General features: G+C 65.7%; 15 protein-coding genes and 1 pseudogene. 14 read left to right on the top strand and 2 right to left on the bottom strand.

What is annotated here, in order from left to right:
• The coding region (locus L995_RS03845) for a LysR family transcriptional regulator (protein ID WP_047469293.1) at positions 1 to 797 on the bottom strand (797 nt) is incomplete at its 3' end.
• A gap of 105 nt (positions 798 to 902) precedes the next feature.
• Between L995_RS03845 and L995_RS03840 the strand changes: the two genes are divergently transcribed.
• Both L995_RS03840 and L995_RS03835 read left to right on the top strand, forming a co-directional pair.
• Positions 903 to 1,877 carry a Bug family tripartite tricarboxylate transporter substrate binding protein gene (locus L995_RS03840; protein ID WP_016446471.1) on the top strand — a complete coding sequence of 325 codons (975 nt, stop codon included), beginning with the start codon at positions 903 to 905 and terminating at the stop codon, positions 1,875 to 1,877.
• Position 1,878: 1 nt separating this feature from the next.
• Positions 1,879 to 2,637, top strand: coding sequence for a maleate cis-trans isomerase family protein (locus tag L995_RS03835; protein WP_047469289.1), 759 nt, complete (start codon positions 1,879 to 1,881; stop codon positions 2,635 to 2,637).
• Between the two features lie 167 nt (positions 2,638 to 2,804).
• On the opposite strand, the gene lysM is transcribed toward L995_RS03835, so the two are convergent.
• A complete protein-coding gene (gene lysM / locus L995_RS03830; protein WP_016446469.1) occupies positions 2,805 to 3,275 on the bottom strand; it encodes a peptidoglycan-binding protein LysM in 471 nt (156 codons plus the stop codon).
• 185 nt (positions 3,276 to 3,460) lie between these two features.
• Here lysM and L995_RS03825 point away from each other — a divergent pair, with 185 nt between their 5' ends.
• The 12 genes and pseudogenes from L995_RS03825 to L995_RS03770 all read left to right on the top strand — a co-directional run.
• Positions 3,461 to 4,273 carry a type III pantothenate kinase gene (locus tag L995_RS03825; protein ID WP_016446468.1) on the top strand — a complete coding sequence of 271 codons (813 nt, stop codon included), beginning with the start codon at positions 3,461 to 3,463 and terminating at the stop codon, positions 4,271 to 4,273.
• A gap of 200 nt (positions 4,274 to 4,473) precedes the next feature.
• Complete coding sequence (gspE, locus tag L995_RS03820) at positions 4,474 to 6,180, top strand: type II secretion system ATPase GspE (RefSeq protein WP_016446467.1); 1,707 nt, start codon at positions 4,474 to 4,476, stop codon at positions 6,178 to 6,180.
• Entirely contained in the window at positions 6,173 to 7,390 is a 1,218-nt protein-coding gene (locus tag L995_RS03815) for a type II secretion system F family protein (protein ID WP_047469286.1), read from the top strand. Before gspE ends, L995_RS03815 begins: the two co-directional genes overlap by 8 nt.
• A gap of 32 nt (positions 7,391 to 7,422) precedes the next feature.
• On the top strand, positions 7,423 to 7,863 hold the full coding sequence (gene gspG / locus L995_RS03810; RefSeq protein ID WP_047469284.1) for a type II secretion system major pseudopilin GspG: 441 nt from the start codon (positions 7,423 to 7,425) through the stop codon (positions 7,861 to 7,863).
• A 61-nt stretch (positions 7,864 to 7,924) separates the two neighbouring features.
• Positions 7,925 to 8,371 carry a GspH/FimT family pseudopilin gene (locus tag L995_RS03805; protein ID WP_047469281.1) on the top strand — a complete coding sequence of 149 codons (447 nt, stop codon included), beginning with the start codon at positions 7,925 to 7,927 and terminating at the stop codon, positions 8,369 to 8,371.
• Positions 8,371 to 8,775: a type II secretion system protein gene (locus L995_RS03800; protein WP_231574349.1), complete on the top strand. Its 405-nt coding sequence runs from the start codon at positions 8,371 to 8,373 to the stop codon at positions 8,773 to 8,775. The genes L995_RS03805 and L995_RS03800 overlap by 1 nt, the downstream gene beginning before the upstream one ends.
• A complete protein-coding gene (locus tag L995_RS03795) occupies positions 8,772 to 9,452 on the top strand; it encodes a prepilin-type N-terminal cleavage/methylation domain-containing protein (protein WP_047469273.1) in 681 nt (226 codons plus the stop codon). Before L995_RS03800 ends, L995_RS03795 begins: the two co-directional genes overlap by 4 nt.
• The gene (locus L995_RS03790; protein WP_047469271.1) at positions 9,449 to 10,240 is read left to right on the top strand and encodes a general secretion pathway protein GspK; all 792 of its coding nucleotides are present in this window, start codon (positions 9,449 to 9,451) and stop codon (positions 10,238 to 10,240) included. Before L995_RS03795 ends, L995_RS03790 begins: the two co-directional genes overlap by 4 nt.
• A 95-nt stretch (positions 10,241 to 10,335) precedes the next feature.
• Positions 10,336 to 11,499 (top strand): PilN domain-containing protein, encoded by a 1,164-nt coding sequence (locus L995_RS03785; protein ID WP_223275137.1) that lies wholly within the window; start codon positions 10,336 to 10,338, stop codon positions 11,497 to 11,499.
• Entirely contained in the window at positions 11,496 to 12,071 is a 576-nt protein-coding gene (gene gspM, locus L995_RS03780; protein ID WP_047469265.1) for a type II secretion system protein GspM, read from the top strand. The genes L995_RS03785 and gspM overlap by 4 nt, the downstream gene beginning before the upstream one ends.
• A gap of 146 nt (positions 12,072 to 12,217) precedes the next feature.
• The gene (locus tag L995_RS03775; protein WP_016451827.1) at positions 12,218 to 12,727 is read left to right on the top strand and encodes a hypothetical protein; all 510 of its coding nucleotides are present in this window, start codon (positions 12,218 to 12,220) and stop codon (positions 12,725 to 12,727) included.
• Positions 12,724 to 13,448, top strand: a pseudogene (locus tag L995_RS03770) (type II secretion system secretin GspD); the annotation flags it as partial. The gene L995_RS03775 and the pseudogene L995_RS03770, both read left to right, overlap by 4 nt.

The following is a 13,448-nucleotide window of genomic DNA, read 5'->3' as shown; positions in this document are numbered from 1 at the left end:
CCGCGTAGCCGCAGTGCCCGCGCTGCCAGGTGCGGCGCAGTGGCGGCGCGCGGCAGGATGGCAAGGCCCAGACCCACCGAGACCATGTGGCACATGGCGTCGAAGCTGCGCACCTGGATGCGGATCCGCACGGGGCGGTTGATGGATTCGGCCTCGGCCGCAATGCGCCGCATCAGCGAGGTGGAGCGGGCCAGGCTCACGAAGTCGTGGTCCAGCACGGTGGCCAGGGGCACGGGGGAGGCGTCGTCCGTATCCAGCGCATGGCCGCGCGGCATGACGAGCACCAGCTCGTCCACATCGCAGACCTGGGTGCTCAGGCCTTCCAGGGGCGTGTTCTCCCCGATGATGGCCAGCTCGGCCACGCCGCTGAGCACGGCGCGCACGGACTCCTCGCTGAGCGCGTCCTCCAGGTCCACCGACACACCCGGGTGGGCCGCCATGAAGTCGGCCAGCAGCCGGGGCAGAAAGCCTGCGAACGCCGAGTTGTTGGCCCACAGGCGCAACTGGCCCGTGGCGCCGCTGCGAAAGTCGTCCATGGCCAGGGCCAGGTGCTCCAGCCGGGCCACCACATCCACCGCATGGTGGTACATGCTCTGGCCGGCAGGCGTGGGCGTCACGCCGCGCTTGCTGCGCACCAGCAGGGTCACGCCGCAGTGCTGCTCCAGCTCGGCCACGCGCTTGCTGGCGGCTGCCAGTGACAGCCCCAGCGTGCGCGAGCCGGCCGTCAGGCTGCCGGCATCGACCACGGCCACATACAGGCGCAGTGTCAGCAGATCGAAGCGGTGGAGGTTGATCATTCCCATCCTCCACCAGAGACGAAGGATGGATCAACGAGATACGGCTGTTCGACCGCGAGCAGGCCCGCAAGAATGCGCCGGTACAAAGAGAACATGGAGACAAGCATGAATCGACGCATTGTGCTGCAGGCCGCCGGCCTGGCAGCAGCCGCCCTGCTGGGCGCAGGAACCGTCCAGGCCCAGGCCTTTCCAGCCAAGTCCATCACCCTCGTGGTCCCCAATCCGCCCGGAGGCGTGGTGGACACGGCGGCACGCCTGGCGTCCGATCCGATGTCGCGCCTGCTGGGGCAGTCGGTCGTGGTGGACAACCGGGGCGGGGCCAGCGGCAACATTGCCTACCAGATGGTGGCCAGGGCACCCAAGGACGGCTACACGCTGCTGGCTTCGTATTCGGCCTACCACGTGGGCAATCCGGCGCTGTTTCCCAAGCTGCCCTGGGCCCAGTCCGAGCTGGTGCCCGTGGGACTGATCGTGGCCGCTACCAATGTGATCGCCGTCCATCCTTCGGTGCCGGCGAACAGTCTGCAGGAATTCATTGCCTACCTGCGCAAGAACCCGGGCAAGGTCAACTATGCGTCGCAGGGCAATGGCTCGCTGTCGCACGTGGGCACGGCCGTGTTCGCCCAGGTGACCCAGACCCAGATCACGCATGTGCCCTACAAGGGGTCCGGCCCGGCCATCCAGGACGTGCTGGGCGGCCAGGTGCAGATGTTCATCACCACGCCGCCTTCGGTGCTGGGCCATGTGCAGACGGGCAAGCTCAGGGCCCTGGCCGTGACCAGCAAGACGCGCCACCCCATGCTGCCCGATGTGCCCACCACGGCCGAAGCGGGCCTGCCGGGCTTCGAGCTGGAGGCCTGGGTCGGCCTGTTCGCGCCTGCGGGCACACCGCCCGACGCCATCGCCAGGCTGTCGGACGCGCTCAAGACCTCCCTGGAGTCGCCTGACGTGCAAAAGCGCGCGGCCCTGCAGGGCGTGGAGCCGCGATTCCTCGGCCCGCAGGCGCTGGCCGCCCTGGTCCAGCGCGAGACGGACCACTGGGGCAAGGTCATCAAGGCCAACCACATCACGATGGATTGACATGACAGCCAAAACCCATTTCCGTATCGGGCAGATCGTGCCCAGCTCCAACACTACGATGGAGACCGAGATCCCTGCCATCCTGCGTGCCCGCGAGGCCCTGGCGCCCGAGCGTTTCACCTTTCACTCCAGCCGCATGCGCATGAAGCATGTGACCAAGGAGGAGCTGGCCGCCATGGACGGCGACAGCGACCGCTGCGCGCTGGAACTGTCGGATGCGCGTGTCGATGTGCTCGGCTATGCCTGCCTGGTGGCCATCATGAGCATGGGGCGCGGCTACCACCGGGTCTCCGAGGCGCGCCTGCACCAGCGCACCGTGGACAACGGCGGCCCCGCGCCTGTGGTCACCAGCGCCGGCGCCCTGGTCGATGGCCTGCACGCCATCGGCGCGAAGAAGGTGGCGCTGCTGGCGCCCTATATGAAGCCGCTGACGCAGCTGGTCATCGACTACATAGAGAACGAAGGCATCGAAGTGGTGGACAGCATCTCGCTGGAGATTGCCGAAAACCTGCAGGTGGGCGCCCAGGATGCGCGCGCACCCATCGAGATCACGCGGCGCCTGAACACGGCCAATGCCGACGCGGTCATCGCCTCGGCCTGCGTGCAGATGCCCTCGCTGGCCTCGGTGCAGCCCATCGAGGACCGCGTGGGCCTGCCGGTACTGTCTTCCTCGGTGGCCACGACGTTCATGATGCTCAAGCGCCTGGGCTTGCCGACAGCCGTTCCGGGGTTCGGTGCGCTGTTGAGCGGTAAATACTGAATCTTTCCTTGAGAAAGGCCGCTATTGCGGCCTTTCTCGGAGCGGGGTAGGTCTAATTCGCGGCATCCAGAACTGGCATGAGCCAGGTCAGAGACACCGAGCAAGGGCCGCCCCGCCGCGAGGGTGTCGTCCCCCTCAGGGGGAAGCGGCGACGCCGCTCAGGGGGCTTAGATTGCCGGAATGCGCAGCTTCTGGCCGGGGTAGATCTTGTCGGGGTGGCTCAGCATGGGCTTGTTGGCCTCGAAGATCACCGGGTACTTGTTGGCATCGCCATAGAACTTCTTGGCAATGGCCGACAGCGTGTCGCCGCGCACCACGTCGTGGTACTGGGCTTCGGGCTCGGGGTTGGTCACCGTCATCTGGTTGTCCACGGACTGCACGCTGGAGACGTTGCCGCAGCACAGCGTCACCTTTTCCTTGGCCGCCTGGGTAGGTGCCGTGCCCAGCACCGTGACCTTGCCCTGCGAGCCGTCGAACTGCACCTTCACGTCACTGACGCCCAGGTTCTGCGTGCCGATATAGGTCTCGATGGCCTTGGCCGCCTTGGCATTCAGGTCTTGCGCAGGCTCGGCTGCCTGTGCGGCGCTGCCGCCGAACAGCTTTTCGCCGGCTTCCTTGATGAAACTGAAAAGTCCCATGGGTGACTCCTGTTGGTGGGTGGAAAAACGGAAAGGCCAATGTAACGCCTAACAGTGGCAGCGCGCGCTGCCGGGCAGGAGCGCTCCCGGATTTTTGACATTTGCGCCATTCTTGCGTTCACGTCCTCACTCAGTTGTCGTCCATGGCTGACGCTATCCTCCGGAAAACTCCGATAATCCCGCCCATGACTTTTTTGGCCATAGACATCGGCAACACCCGCTTGAAATGGGCGATGTACGACGCGCATCGGCCTGGCGCTGCCCTGTTGGCGCACGGCGCCGAGTTCCTTGAGCACATCGAGCACCTGGCCGAAGGGCCGTGGAGCGACCTGCCCACGCCCACGCGCATGCTGGGCTGCGTGGTGGCTGGCGACACGGCGCGACGGCGCGTGCACGACCAGATCGACATGATGCTGGGCTGGGATTTCGAGCCGCAGTGGGCCGTGCCCAGCGCAGCCGAGGCCGGCGTCACCAATGGCTACGATTTTCCGTCGCGCCTGGGCGCAGACCGCTGGGTGGCCATGATCGGTGCGCGCCAGCACATCCTGCAGCGCGGCCCCGAGCGGCCCCTGATCGTGGTCATGGTCGGCACGGCCGTCACCGTGGACGCGCTGGACCAGCATGGCCACTTCATGGGCGGGCTGATTCTTCCGGGCCACGGCATCATGCTGCGCGCCCTGGAAAGCGGCACGGCCGGCCTGCATGTGCCCACGGGCGCGGTCACGCCATTTCCCACCAACACCAGCGACGCCCTGACCAGCGGCGGCACCTACGCCATCGCCGGTGCCGTGGAGCGCATGTACCAGCATCTCTACATGCACTGCAGCATGGAGCCTGCCTGCGTCATGGCCGGCGGCGCCGGCTGGAAGATGGTGCCCAGCATGACGCGGCCTTTCGAACTGGTGGACAACCTCATCTTCGAGGGGCTGCTGGTCATGGCCCAGCGCCGCTGGGGTGATGCCAGCGGCCTGCCCGCAGAGGCGGTGAAGGCGGCTTGAAGCCGCCTTGAACCACCTGACAACGCCTGAAACCGCCTGAGGCCACTTTTCATCGTGCAGCGCAGCATCGCGCCGCACGATTGAGCGCGTAACAGTTGATGACGGGAAGGCGGCGCCCCCTGGGTGTCGCATGCTATGCCTTTGGCGGGGGATGCGGCGACAGTGGATAATCCGCGGCAATGTCTTCCACCAATCACCTCATGGAACCGATTGCCGCTGTCGAAGCCCCGATCAAGGGGCGGCTGGGCGAACGCCTCCTTTCCGCCGGCAAGCTGAACGAGCGCGATCTGCAAAACGCCCTGCAGGCGCAGCAGGAGTTGGGCGGCTACCTGGGCCAGGTGCTGGTACAGCTGGGTGTGGTGGCGGAAACCGACGTGGCCCAGGCGCTGGCCGAGCAGCTGCAGATGCGCTGGCTGCGTGCGGAAGAGTTTCCCGACCTGCTGCCCGACGTGCCGGGCCTGCTGGCCAGTTTTCTGGATGCGCAGTGCGTCTGCCCGATTTCGCTGCAGGACGGCGTGCTCGAAGTGGCCATGTCCGTGCCGCAGGACCCCTTCATCACCAAGGCGCTGCGCCTGGCCACGGGGCTGCAGATCAAGCCCGTGCTGGCGCTGGAGGCCGACATCCGCAAGGCACTGTCCGAAGCAGGCCAGGAACCCGAAGGGGAAGAAGGCCAGGACTGGGAATCGGACGCCACGGGTGGCGACTTCGTCGAACATCTGAAGGACCTGGCCAGCGAGGCGCCCGTCATCCGCCTGGTCACAGGCATCATTTCCCGCGCCATCGAGCTGCACGCCTCCGACATCCACCTCGAGCCCTTTGAAGCCGGCCTGCAGGTGCGCTACCGCATGGACGGCGTGATCCACGCGGCCGAACTCGTGCCGCCGCGCCTGAGCGCGGCCGTCGGCTCGCGCGTCAAGCTGCTGGCCCATCTGGACATTGCCGAGCGCCGCCTGCCGCAGGACGGCCGCATCAAGACCCGCGCCAAGGGCCGCGAACTGGACCTGCGCGTCTCCACCGCCCCCACGGTGCATGGCGAGAGCATCGTCATGCGGGTGCTGGACCGCGCCAGCGTGAGGTTGCGCCTGGAAAGCATGGGCTTCGAGGCGGACACGCTCGAGAAATTCAACACGCTGCTGGCCAAGCCGCACGGCATTGTGCTGGTCACGGGCCCCACGGGCTCTGGCAAGACCACCACGCTGTATGCAGCCCTGTCCAAGATCGACGCGGTTTCCAACAAGATCATCACCGTCGAGGACCCGGTCGAATACCAGCTCGACGGCATCAACCAGATCCAGGTCCATCCCCAGATCGACCTGACCTTCGCCAACGCCCTGCGCTCCATCCTGCGCCAGGACCCGGACATCATCATGATCGGCGAAATGCGTGACGGAGAAACCGCGCAGATCGCCGTGCAGTCCGCCCTGACAGGTCACCTGGTGCTGTCCACGCTGCACACCAACACCGCCGCAGGCGCCGTCACCCGCATGCGCGACATGGGGGTGGAGAGCTACCTGATCACCTCCTCGGTCAACGGCGTGCTGGCCCAGCGGCTGGTGCGCACGCTGTGCTCGCGCTGCAAGCAGCCCGACACACTGCCGACGGCCGCCATCGAGGGCAGCGGCCTCAAGCGCTTTCTGCGCGAGGGCTCGCCCATCTACCGCGCCGTCGGCTGCGAGCACTGCCGCGGCACGGGCTACAAGGGGCGTACCGGCATCCACGAACTCATGGTCATCGACGAGCCGCTGCGCCGCGCCATCATCGAAGGCCAGGATGCCAACGCCCTGCATGCCATGGCCGCCAAGAGCGGCATGCTGAGCCTCTATGACGACGGCCTGCGCAAGGTGGCTTCGGGCGTCACCACGCTCGACGAAGTGCTGCGCGTGACCCAGGACCAGAGCGATGCCTGATTACAGCTGGGAGGCCGTGGACAGCCGCGGTCAGATGGTCAAGGGCACTTTTTCCGCTGCGGCCGTGGCCGAGGTGGTGGTGCACCTGCGCAAGAGCCGCCTGTCGCCCATCAAGGTCGAGGAAGCCGCAAGCCTGGGCAATGTGCCGCTGGCGGCGCGTGCGCTCAAGAAAGGCCGCATCAAGGCCGACGACATCCAGGGCATGACCACGGAACTGGCCATCATGATGCGTGCCGGCCTGTCGCTGGACAATGCGCTCAAGGTCCTGGTGGAGATGAGCCACAAGGTGCAGATGCAGGCCATGCTCCAGTCCGTGCTCGACAGCGTCAAGGCCGGCATGCCGCTGAGCCAGGCGCTGGGCAAGCACCATGACCTGTTCGGCGACTTCTATATCAACATGGTGCGCTCGGGCGAGGCCAGCGGCCAGATGTCGGGCGTGCTCAACCGGCTGGTGGAACACATGGCGCGCCAGCGTGCCCTGCGCGACAGCGTGGTCTCGGCCACCATCTATCCGGCCATCCTGCTGGGCGTGGCCGTGCTGTCCCTGGTGGCCATGCTGGGCTTCGTGGTCCCGCAGTTCGAGCAACTCTTCAACGACATGGGCGACGCGCTGCCCCTTCCCACGCAGTTCGTGATGGGGTTGGGCCATGCGTTTCGCAGCTACGGCTGGGCGGTGTTCATCGTGCTGGGCGCGCTGGGCTGGGCCTTTTCCCGCTGGGTCAAGAGCCCCAAGGGCCGCCAGACTTGGCAATCGTGGCTGCTGGGCCTGCCGGGCCTGGGTGGCGTGGTGCGCAAGTACCAGCTCACCTTGTTCAGCCGATCGCTGGGCACGCTGCTGGGCAACGGCGTCACGCTGCTGACCGCACTGCGCATTGCCAGCGACACGGTCTCCAACGTCGCCATCCGCGAGCGCCTGGAAAAAATGGGTCCCATGGTCAAGGAAGGCCATCGCATGGCCCATGCTGCCCAGAAAACCGGAGAATTCGAGCCCCTGGCCCTGAATCTGGTGCGGGTGGGCGAGGAAACCGGCCGCCTGGGCGACATGATGCTGGAGCTGTCCAACATATTGAACCGCGAGGTCGAAAACGCGATCAAACGCCTCCTGACCATGCTGGAGCCGGCGCTGATCCTGGTCCTCGGTATCCTTATCGCCTCCATCATCGTGTCGATCCTGCTCGGAATCCTGTCCGTCAACGATCTGGCCGTCTGATGAATCTGAATTGTCTGAAAGGTATGTAGAAGATGATGCGCATGCAAAAGCAACTGTCCTCCCGCGCCCGCAAGCGTGGCTTCACGCTGATCGAACTGCTGGTCGTGCTGGCCATCCTGACCCTGCTGGCCGGCCTGGTCGGCCCCAAGGTGCTGAATCAGTTGGGCGGAGCCAAGACCAAGACGGCCGGCGTGCAGATTGCCGACATCGAAAAGGCGCTGGAGTTGTACAAGCTCGACGTGGGCCGCTACCCCACCTCGCAGCAGGGCCTGGATGCGCTGGTCAAGCAGCCTGCGGGTGCAGCAGGCTGGGCTGGCCCCTACCTCAAGGGTGGCGTGCCCAACGACCCCTGGAACAATCCCTACCGCTACACCTATCCGGCGGCCAACGGCGATGTGGAAATCCTCTCGCTGGGCGCGGACGGCGCTCCTGGTGGCGAGGGTGAGGCCGCCGACGTGCGCAACACCAAGTAACGCGTTGCGCAACACCCTCTCAGCAGCAGCCGTTGCCGTACCGTCTCGCCAAGGATGAGTCTTGAAGCGCGCCCAGGGTTTTACGCTGATCGAGTTGCTGGTGGTGTTCGCCATTCTTGGCGCCATCATCGGCATCGTGCCGCCTGCCATGGGCAAGCTGCGCGATGCCGTGGACTACCGGCAGACGGTCCAGGACGTGACGGCCCTGCTGCGCAAGGCGCGCCAGCAGGCCGCGATGCAGGGCATGCCCGTGACCTTTGCGGTCAATACGAACAGCCGCCAGTACGGCATCGCCGGGCAGGCCCCGGCCAGGCTGCCGGACAGCCTGACCGTGCAACTGACCACGGCGGCGGGTATGGCCCTGCCCGACGGCAGCCAGACCATCATCTTCCTGCCGGAGGGCGGTGCCACGGGGGGCAGCATCTCTCTGGCTCGCGCGCAAAGCGGCGGCGGCGTGCGCCTGCGCGTTGACTGGCTGTCCGGCCAGGTCACCAAAGAGGCACTGTAGTGCGTCGGCGCACCGGTTTCCGCCCCAGGGTGCGGGGCATGACCCTGCTGGAGCTGCTGGTGGCGCTATCCATCATGGCCCTCTCACTGGCCCTTATCTACCGTGCAGTCGGCGGATCCGCAAGGGGCGTTGCCAAGCTGGAGCAGAGCCAGGGCGTGGCCATGCTGGCAGATTCGCTGATGGATGCATTTCCCATGGTCGATCCCGGAGGCACGCAGGTTTCTGGGCAGGACGGTGCCTATGCATGGCAGGTGGCATCGGCTCCTTTTCCCGTGGCCGATCTGCCCGAGACCGCTGTTCCACTGCACGCCTTGCGCATCACCATCTCCACCGAAGGGCGCAACTGGGTCTTCGAGACCCTGCGCCCACAGCGCCCGTTGCAGCAGGGCGAGGTAGCCCGATGAGCCGGCATAGCCGTTTGCCGGCAGGGCAAGGAGGTTTCACCCTGGTCGAGTTGTTGGTGGTCATGGCCTTGCTGTCCCTGCTCATGCTGGGACTGGCCTCGGCCATGTCCACGGTTTCACAGACGCAGGAGCGTGTCGATGCGCGGCTGGACCGCATGGACCACCAGCGCGTGTCCGTCGCGTTCCTGCGTTCCGTCCTGGGCCAGGCCTCTGCCATACGGCGGCAGGCGGGTCTGCGCAAGCAGGGCGAGAGCGAACTGTTCTTCGAAGGCGGCCCACAAGGTATGCGCTGGCTGGGTATCATGCCCGCGCGCTTCGGCATGGGTGGCCGAACCCACTTCCAGCTCTCGGTCGAGGGGGATGCTCTGGTGTTGCGCTTCGCGCCCTGGCAGGGGCCCGATGTCATGCCCGACTGGGGGCAGAGCCAGTCCTATGTGATTGATCGCGGTGTCACGGCTTTTGCCTTGCGTTACCAGAATGCCAAGCTGGGCGTGGCACATTGGCAGCCGCAATGGGGACCCGAGAAAGACAATGAAAAGGAGCTGCCATCCGCTGTGCAGATCGAGTTGCAGGCGGCGTCGGGTGTGTGGCCCATGATGGTCATCGCCATGCGCACACCGGTTGGATCGAACCCTCGAAGCGTTCTGATGCCTTCGTTCGGTGGAGGTCAGCAATGATGTCGCGCGTCAGACGGCGGGCGGCCATGGCAAGGGGCGATCAGGGCATGGCGCTGGTGCTGGTGCTCTGGATTGTCGCTGCACTGGCCATTTTTGCCAGCAGCCTGGGCGGGGTCGTCCGCCAGGAGGCTGCGGTTGGAGGGGTGACCCGCAACATGGCCGAAGGCCGGGCCGTGGGTGAGGCGGCGATTTACCTGACTTTGCAGCGCATGGCGGCCAGCCCGACAAACCTGAAGGCCTTTGAATCGGTGACGGTTCCGGTCGCGGGACGGATAATCCCGGTCGAAGTCATACCCTGGAGTGGCCTGGTCAACATCAACAATGCGCCGCCTGCCCTGCTGGCACTGGTGCTGTCCCGGTTTTCGGGACTCGGAAGCGGGCAGGCGGAAGCGATGGCCCAGGCCATTGTCCAGACCCGCGAGGAGATGAGGCGGCGCTCTATAAGAGTGCCTTTCGAAACCACTGAAGACCTGCTGCAGGTGCCCGGTATGACCTATGCCATCTACGCACCTCTGCGCCATTTCGTCGTCGCGGATTCAGATGGGCGCCCGGGCGTCAACCTCGAAGCATCGCCCCTGGCACTGAGGGCGGTGCTGGAGACGGCGGACGTGGGTGGGATTCGCCAGGCGCAGTCCAGTTCGCGGTACACCGTGATAGCGCGCGTTCCTTTTGATGCAGCGGGGGCGGTGCTGGTCATGCGCCAGGTGGACGTGCGCCAGCAGCGGCCTATGGGGCAATTGCCGTGGACGGATTTCTCTTCCATGCAGGTATGGCAAGGACGTATGTAGTGGGTGCCCCGTGGCGATGTACAGGGCAGCGCGCTGCAATTGCTAGAAGGATTCGTCGTGATGAGACAGTTTTTTTGTAGGAAATGGCAGGCTTCATGGGATTGATGACCTCCGACGCCAAGCTTTTTGGATTGGACCTGTCGGCGCTGGGGCGCCAATGGCAGGAAGCATGGCCGCAGATGATGGATTGGCCGGTGCTCCGCCGCCTCATGCCCGCCTCTGGGATCGAGGTGCTGGGCCACAAGGCAGGTGCGTGGGTGCGTGCAGGCCGCTGGCTGAGCTGGCAGGAGCCGGGGCAGGGCAGCTCCGTCCCCGCTGGCGTGGCGGTGCTCGTGGATGAAGGCAATGTCCTGTCACGCAGCCTTCGCCTGCCTGCCATGCCGCCCGCCTCACTGCAGGGGGCGGTTGCGCTGGACGTGCAGACCATGTCCCCGTTTTCCGCGCTGGACACCGTCTGCGGTTACGTCCGGCGCAAGGCCCCCGACGCGGCGCATGGCGCTATTCCGTCGCAGGGTCCGGTCGATGTGGTGATCGTCTCGCGTGCTCACATCGACGGGCTTCTGAAGGCGTTCGCCGACCATCCGGCCTTGGCCAAGGGCGCCGAGCCCGAGGTCTGGGCGATGAGCGCATCGGGTATCCCGGTCATGCTTGACGGCTTCGGCGAGCAGCAGCGCCTGAAAAAAGAAGCATGGCGCTGGCGCTGGCTGATGCTGGGCCTGGGCGCCGTGCTGGCCCTGGCTCTGGCGATCGCTGCCACGCCCTCTTTGCAACTGCGGTTTCGCGCGCTGGATGCCCAGCGGCAGTTCACCCAGCTTTCACGTTCTGTCTCGGAGGTCGTGGCTGCCCGGCAGGGTCTGGCGGAAGGGGGGCAGGATGTGGCCACCTTGCTGGACCGCCAGCGCCAGCAACTCGACCACCTGCGTGTCCTGTCCGCGTTGACGGCCACCTTGCCCGACGACACCGCTGTGCAGCGCATTCAATTCAAGGGAAACAAGCTCACGGTGCTGGGGTTGAGCGGCAATGTGTCGCACGCTGTGGACCTGCTCTCCAAGGTGCCGGGGTTCGTCGATGTGCAACTGCCCAGTGCCGTCACGCGGGCCGCAGGGACCAGCAAGGACAGTTTTGTCCTGGAGGCCGTGATCGACCCCAAGGTGTTTGGCTCCCATGCTCTGCCTGACGAGCCGGCCACGCCGGCGGAAGGCACCTCTGCGGAGCCTGGTATTGCCTCTGTGCCCCCGGCTGCCAAGGAGGGCCAATGAAAATCGCGATACCTGCCCCCCTGGCACGCCAGTTGCTGCTGCTGGGCGCGCTCGTTTTGCTGGTGCTCGTTCCTGTGAGCCTGGCTGGACTCTGGATCCATGGCCGGCATCAGGCCGCGCAGGAAGCCCTTGATACGCTGGCGCCCCGGTATGCGCGGCTGCTGGGAATGCGCGACCAGGAAGATGAAATCCGCCAGGCCCTGGTCCAGGTGGCGGAAATCAAGGCCAAGCATGTCTATCCCGGAGAGCTGGATGCGACCCAGACCGGCAATGGCATGCAGCAGAGGTTGCGCACCATGCTCGATGCGGCGGGCCTGTCGGTGGTCAGCAGCCAGGTCAAGCCGGTGACCGACGATGGCGCCTATGAACGCATCAGCGTGGCCATGACGGCCGAGGGCGCATGGTCCGCCATCCAGTTGGCGCTGGTGGCTCTCAAGGACCTCTCTCCCACCGTATGGCTCGACGATCTGGAAATCAGCCTGCAGGGCAGCCTGCTGAGCAATGATCCCAAGGCCGTACCCAAGCTCAGCGCGCAATTCACGTTCAGCATTCTCCGGAGCAAAATCTCGTGAGGCGGCCTAATTTACCGGTCTGGGGCATTGCAGGCACCCAGCTCATACTGTGCGCAGGGCTGGCTGCCCTGTGGCTGACGCCCGAGCTTCAACTTCGGAACACGACCTGGCAACCGCCAGGAGTGCAGCGAGGCGATATCCAGGCCATGGTTCCCCAGTCTCCGTCCGGGTCTGCCCCCCGCCAGGATGACCGGCAACTCCTGCAGATGCAGGAGCGTCCGCTGTTCGCCATGACACGCCGCCCGCCGCCGCCGCCGCCACCACCGCCGCCACCTGCCAAGGAGCCCGAGCCCGACCGCCTGGCCAATGCCCAGGTGCTGGGCTCGTTCGCGGGCAAGGTGACGGGCATCATCCTGCGCGTCGACGGCAAGGAGCAGCGTCTGATGGTGAACCAGAGCCTCAATGGCTGGAAGCTCATCCGGGTGGATGGACGTGAGGTTGAGCTGGAGCGTGAAGGCAGCCGGCGCACGCTCACCATCGCCAGATCCAGTATGGACAAGGGAGCCGCTCCACGGCCGGGATCCCCTGCCCAGGCGAACTCCGCGCCGGAAGAGCCGCAGTTCCCGCTGCCCGCCGGGCTGACCCGAAGCGGCCAGGGAGCGCCTGTGCCGTCGTTCGGCAGCAGTGGCCCTGCCGTTGCCAAGCCGCAGAAATGAAAGAGATCGGTCAGAAAATCATGAAATTCCACTACCGTCCCGTCCAAACCGTATTGGCCGTCGCTGTATGCCAGTTGTTGCTGGCGTGCGCGCAACCGGCCCAGAAGAGCTTCGTCAGCCACTTCGGCACCGGCCACACCCAGGAATATTTCTTCACTGAGCCGGAGGAGGAAAAGAAATCCGACTCCAAAGCGGACGAAGGCCGCCAGCCCCGCATCATGGAAGGGACGGGCAGGCTGATCGGCGAGCCCAAGGCGCTGCCTCCTGTCTCCGGCGCGCCGGTCAAGCTCAGTTTCGAAGATGCTCCGCTCGCGCAAGTGGTCCGTACCGTGCTGGGCGACATCCTGTCGCTGGACTATGTGCTGCATCCGCCCATTGCAGGCACCGTCACGCTGAGCACGCAAAAGGAAGTTCCCGCCGACCAGGCGCTGAACCTTCTCGAGACGGCCTTGCAGGCCAATGGCATGGCCATGGTCCGCGACGCGCGAGGGACCTACCATGTGGGTCGTGTCGATGCGCTCAAGAGCATCGGCGCAACGGTGCGCCAGGCAGTGGTCGACAAACCGCTTGCGCCTGGGTATGGGACCATCATCGTTCCGCTTCAGTACATTGGCGCCAACGAGATGGCGTCCATCCTGCGCCCCATGGTGCCGGGTGATGCCATCGTGCGCGTGGACAATGTCCGCAACCTGCTGGTCATGGTGGGGTCGCGCGCCCAGGC

It is taken from the genome of Delftia sp. ZNC0008, assembly GCF_000799035.1.
GTDB classification, from domain to species: Bacteria; Pseudomonadota; Gammaproteobacteria; order Burkholderiales; family Burkholderiaceae_C; genus Comamonas; species Comamonas tsuruhatensis.
This window is presented reverse-complemented; position numbering and strand designations above follow the sequence as displayed.

Excerpts from the sequence above, each read along its gene's own strand:
- L995_RS03790 (WP_047469271.1), top strand. The coding sequence starts at position 9,449 with ATGATGTCGCGCGTCAGACGGCGGGCGGCCATGGCAAGGGGCGATCAG.
- gspM (WP_047469265.1), top strand. The coding sequence starts at position 11,496 with ATGAAAATCGCGATACCTGCCCCCCTGGCACGCCAGTTGCTGCTGCTG.
- gspG (WP_047469284.1), top strand. The coding sequence starts at position 7,423 with ATGATGCGCATGCAAAAGCAACTGTCCTCCCGCGCCCGCAAGCGTGGC.
- lysM (WP_016446469.1), bottom strand. The coding sequence starts at position 3,275 with ATGGGACTTTTCAGTTTCATCAAGGAAGCCGGCGAAAAGCTGTTCGGC.
- gspE (WP_016446467.1), top strand. The coding sequence starts at position 4,474 with ATGGAACCGATTGCCGCTGTCGAAGCCCCGATCAAGGGGCGGCTGGGC.
- L995_RS03775 (WP_016451827.1), top strand. The coding sequence starts at position 12,218 with ATGGTTCCCCAGTCTCCGTCCGGGTCTGCCCCCCGCCAGGATGACCGG.
- L995_RS03840 (WP_016446471.1), top strand. The coding sequence starts at position 903 with ATGAATCGACGCATTGTGCTGCAGGCCGCCGGCCTGGCAGCAGCCGCC.
- L995_RS03785 (WP_223275137.1), top strand. The coding sequence starts at position 10,336 with ATGGGATTGATGACCTCCGACGCCAAGCTTTTTGGATTGGACCTGTCG.
- L995_RS03815 (WP_047469286.1), top strand. The coding sequence starts at position 6,173 with ATGCCTGATTACAGCTGGGAGGCCGTGGACAGCCGCGGTCAGATGGTC.
- L995_RS03825 (WP_016446468.1), top strand. The coding sequence starts at position 3,461 with ATGACTTTTTTGGCCATAGACATCGGCAACACCCGCTTGAAATGGGCG.
- L995_RS03795 (WP_047469273.1), top strand. The coding sequence starts at position 8,772 with ATGAGCCGGCATAGCCGTTTGCCGGCAGGGCAAGGAGGTTTCACCCTG.
- L995_RS03835 (WP_047469289.1), top strand. The coding sequence starts at position 1,879 with ATGACAGCCAAAACCCATTTCCGTATCGGGCAGATCGTGCCCAGCTCC.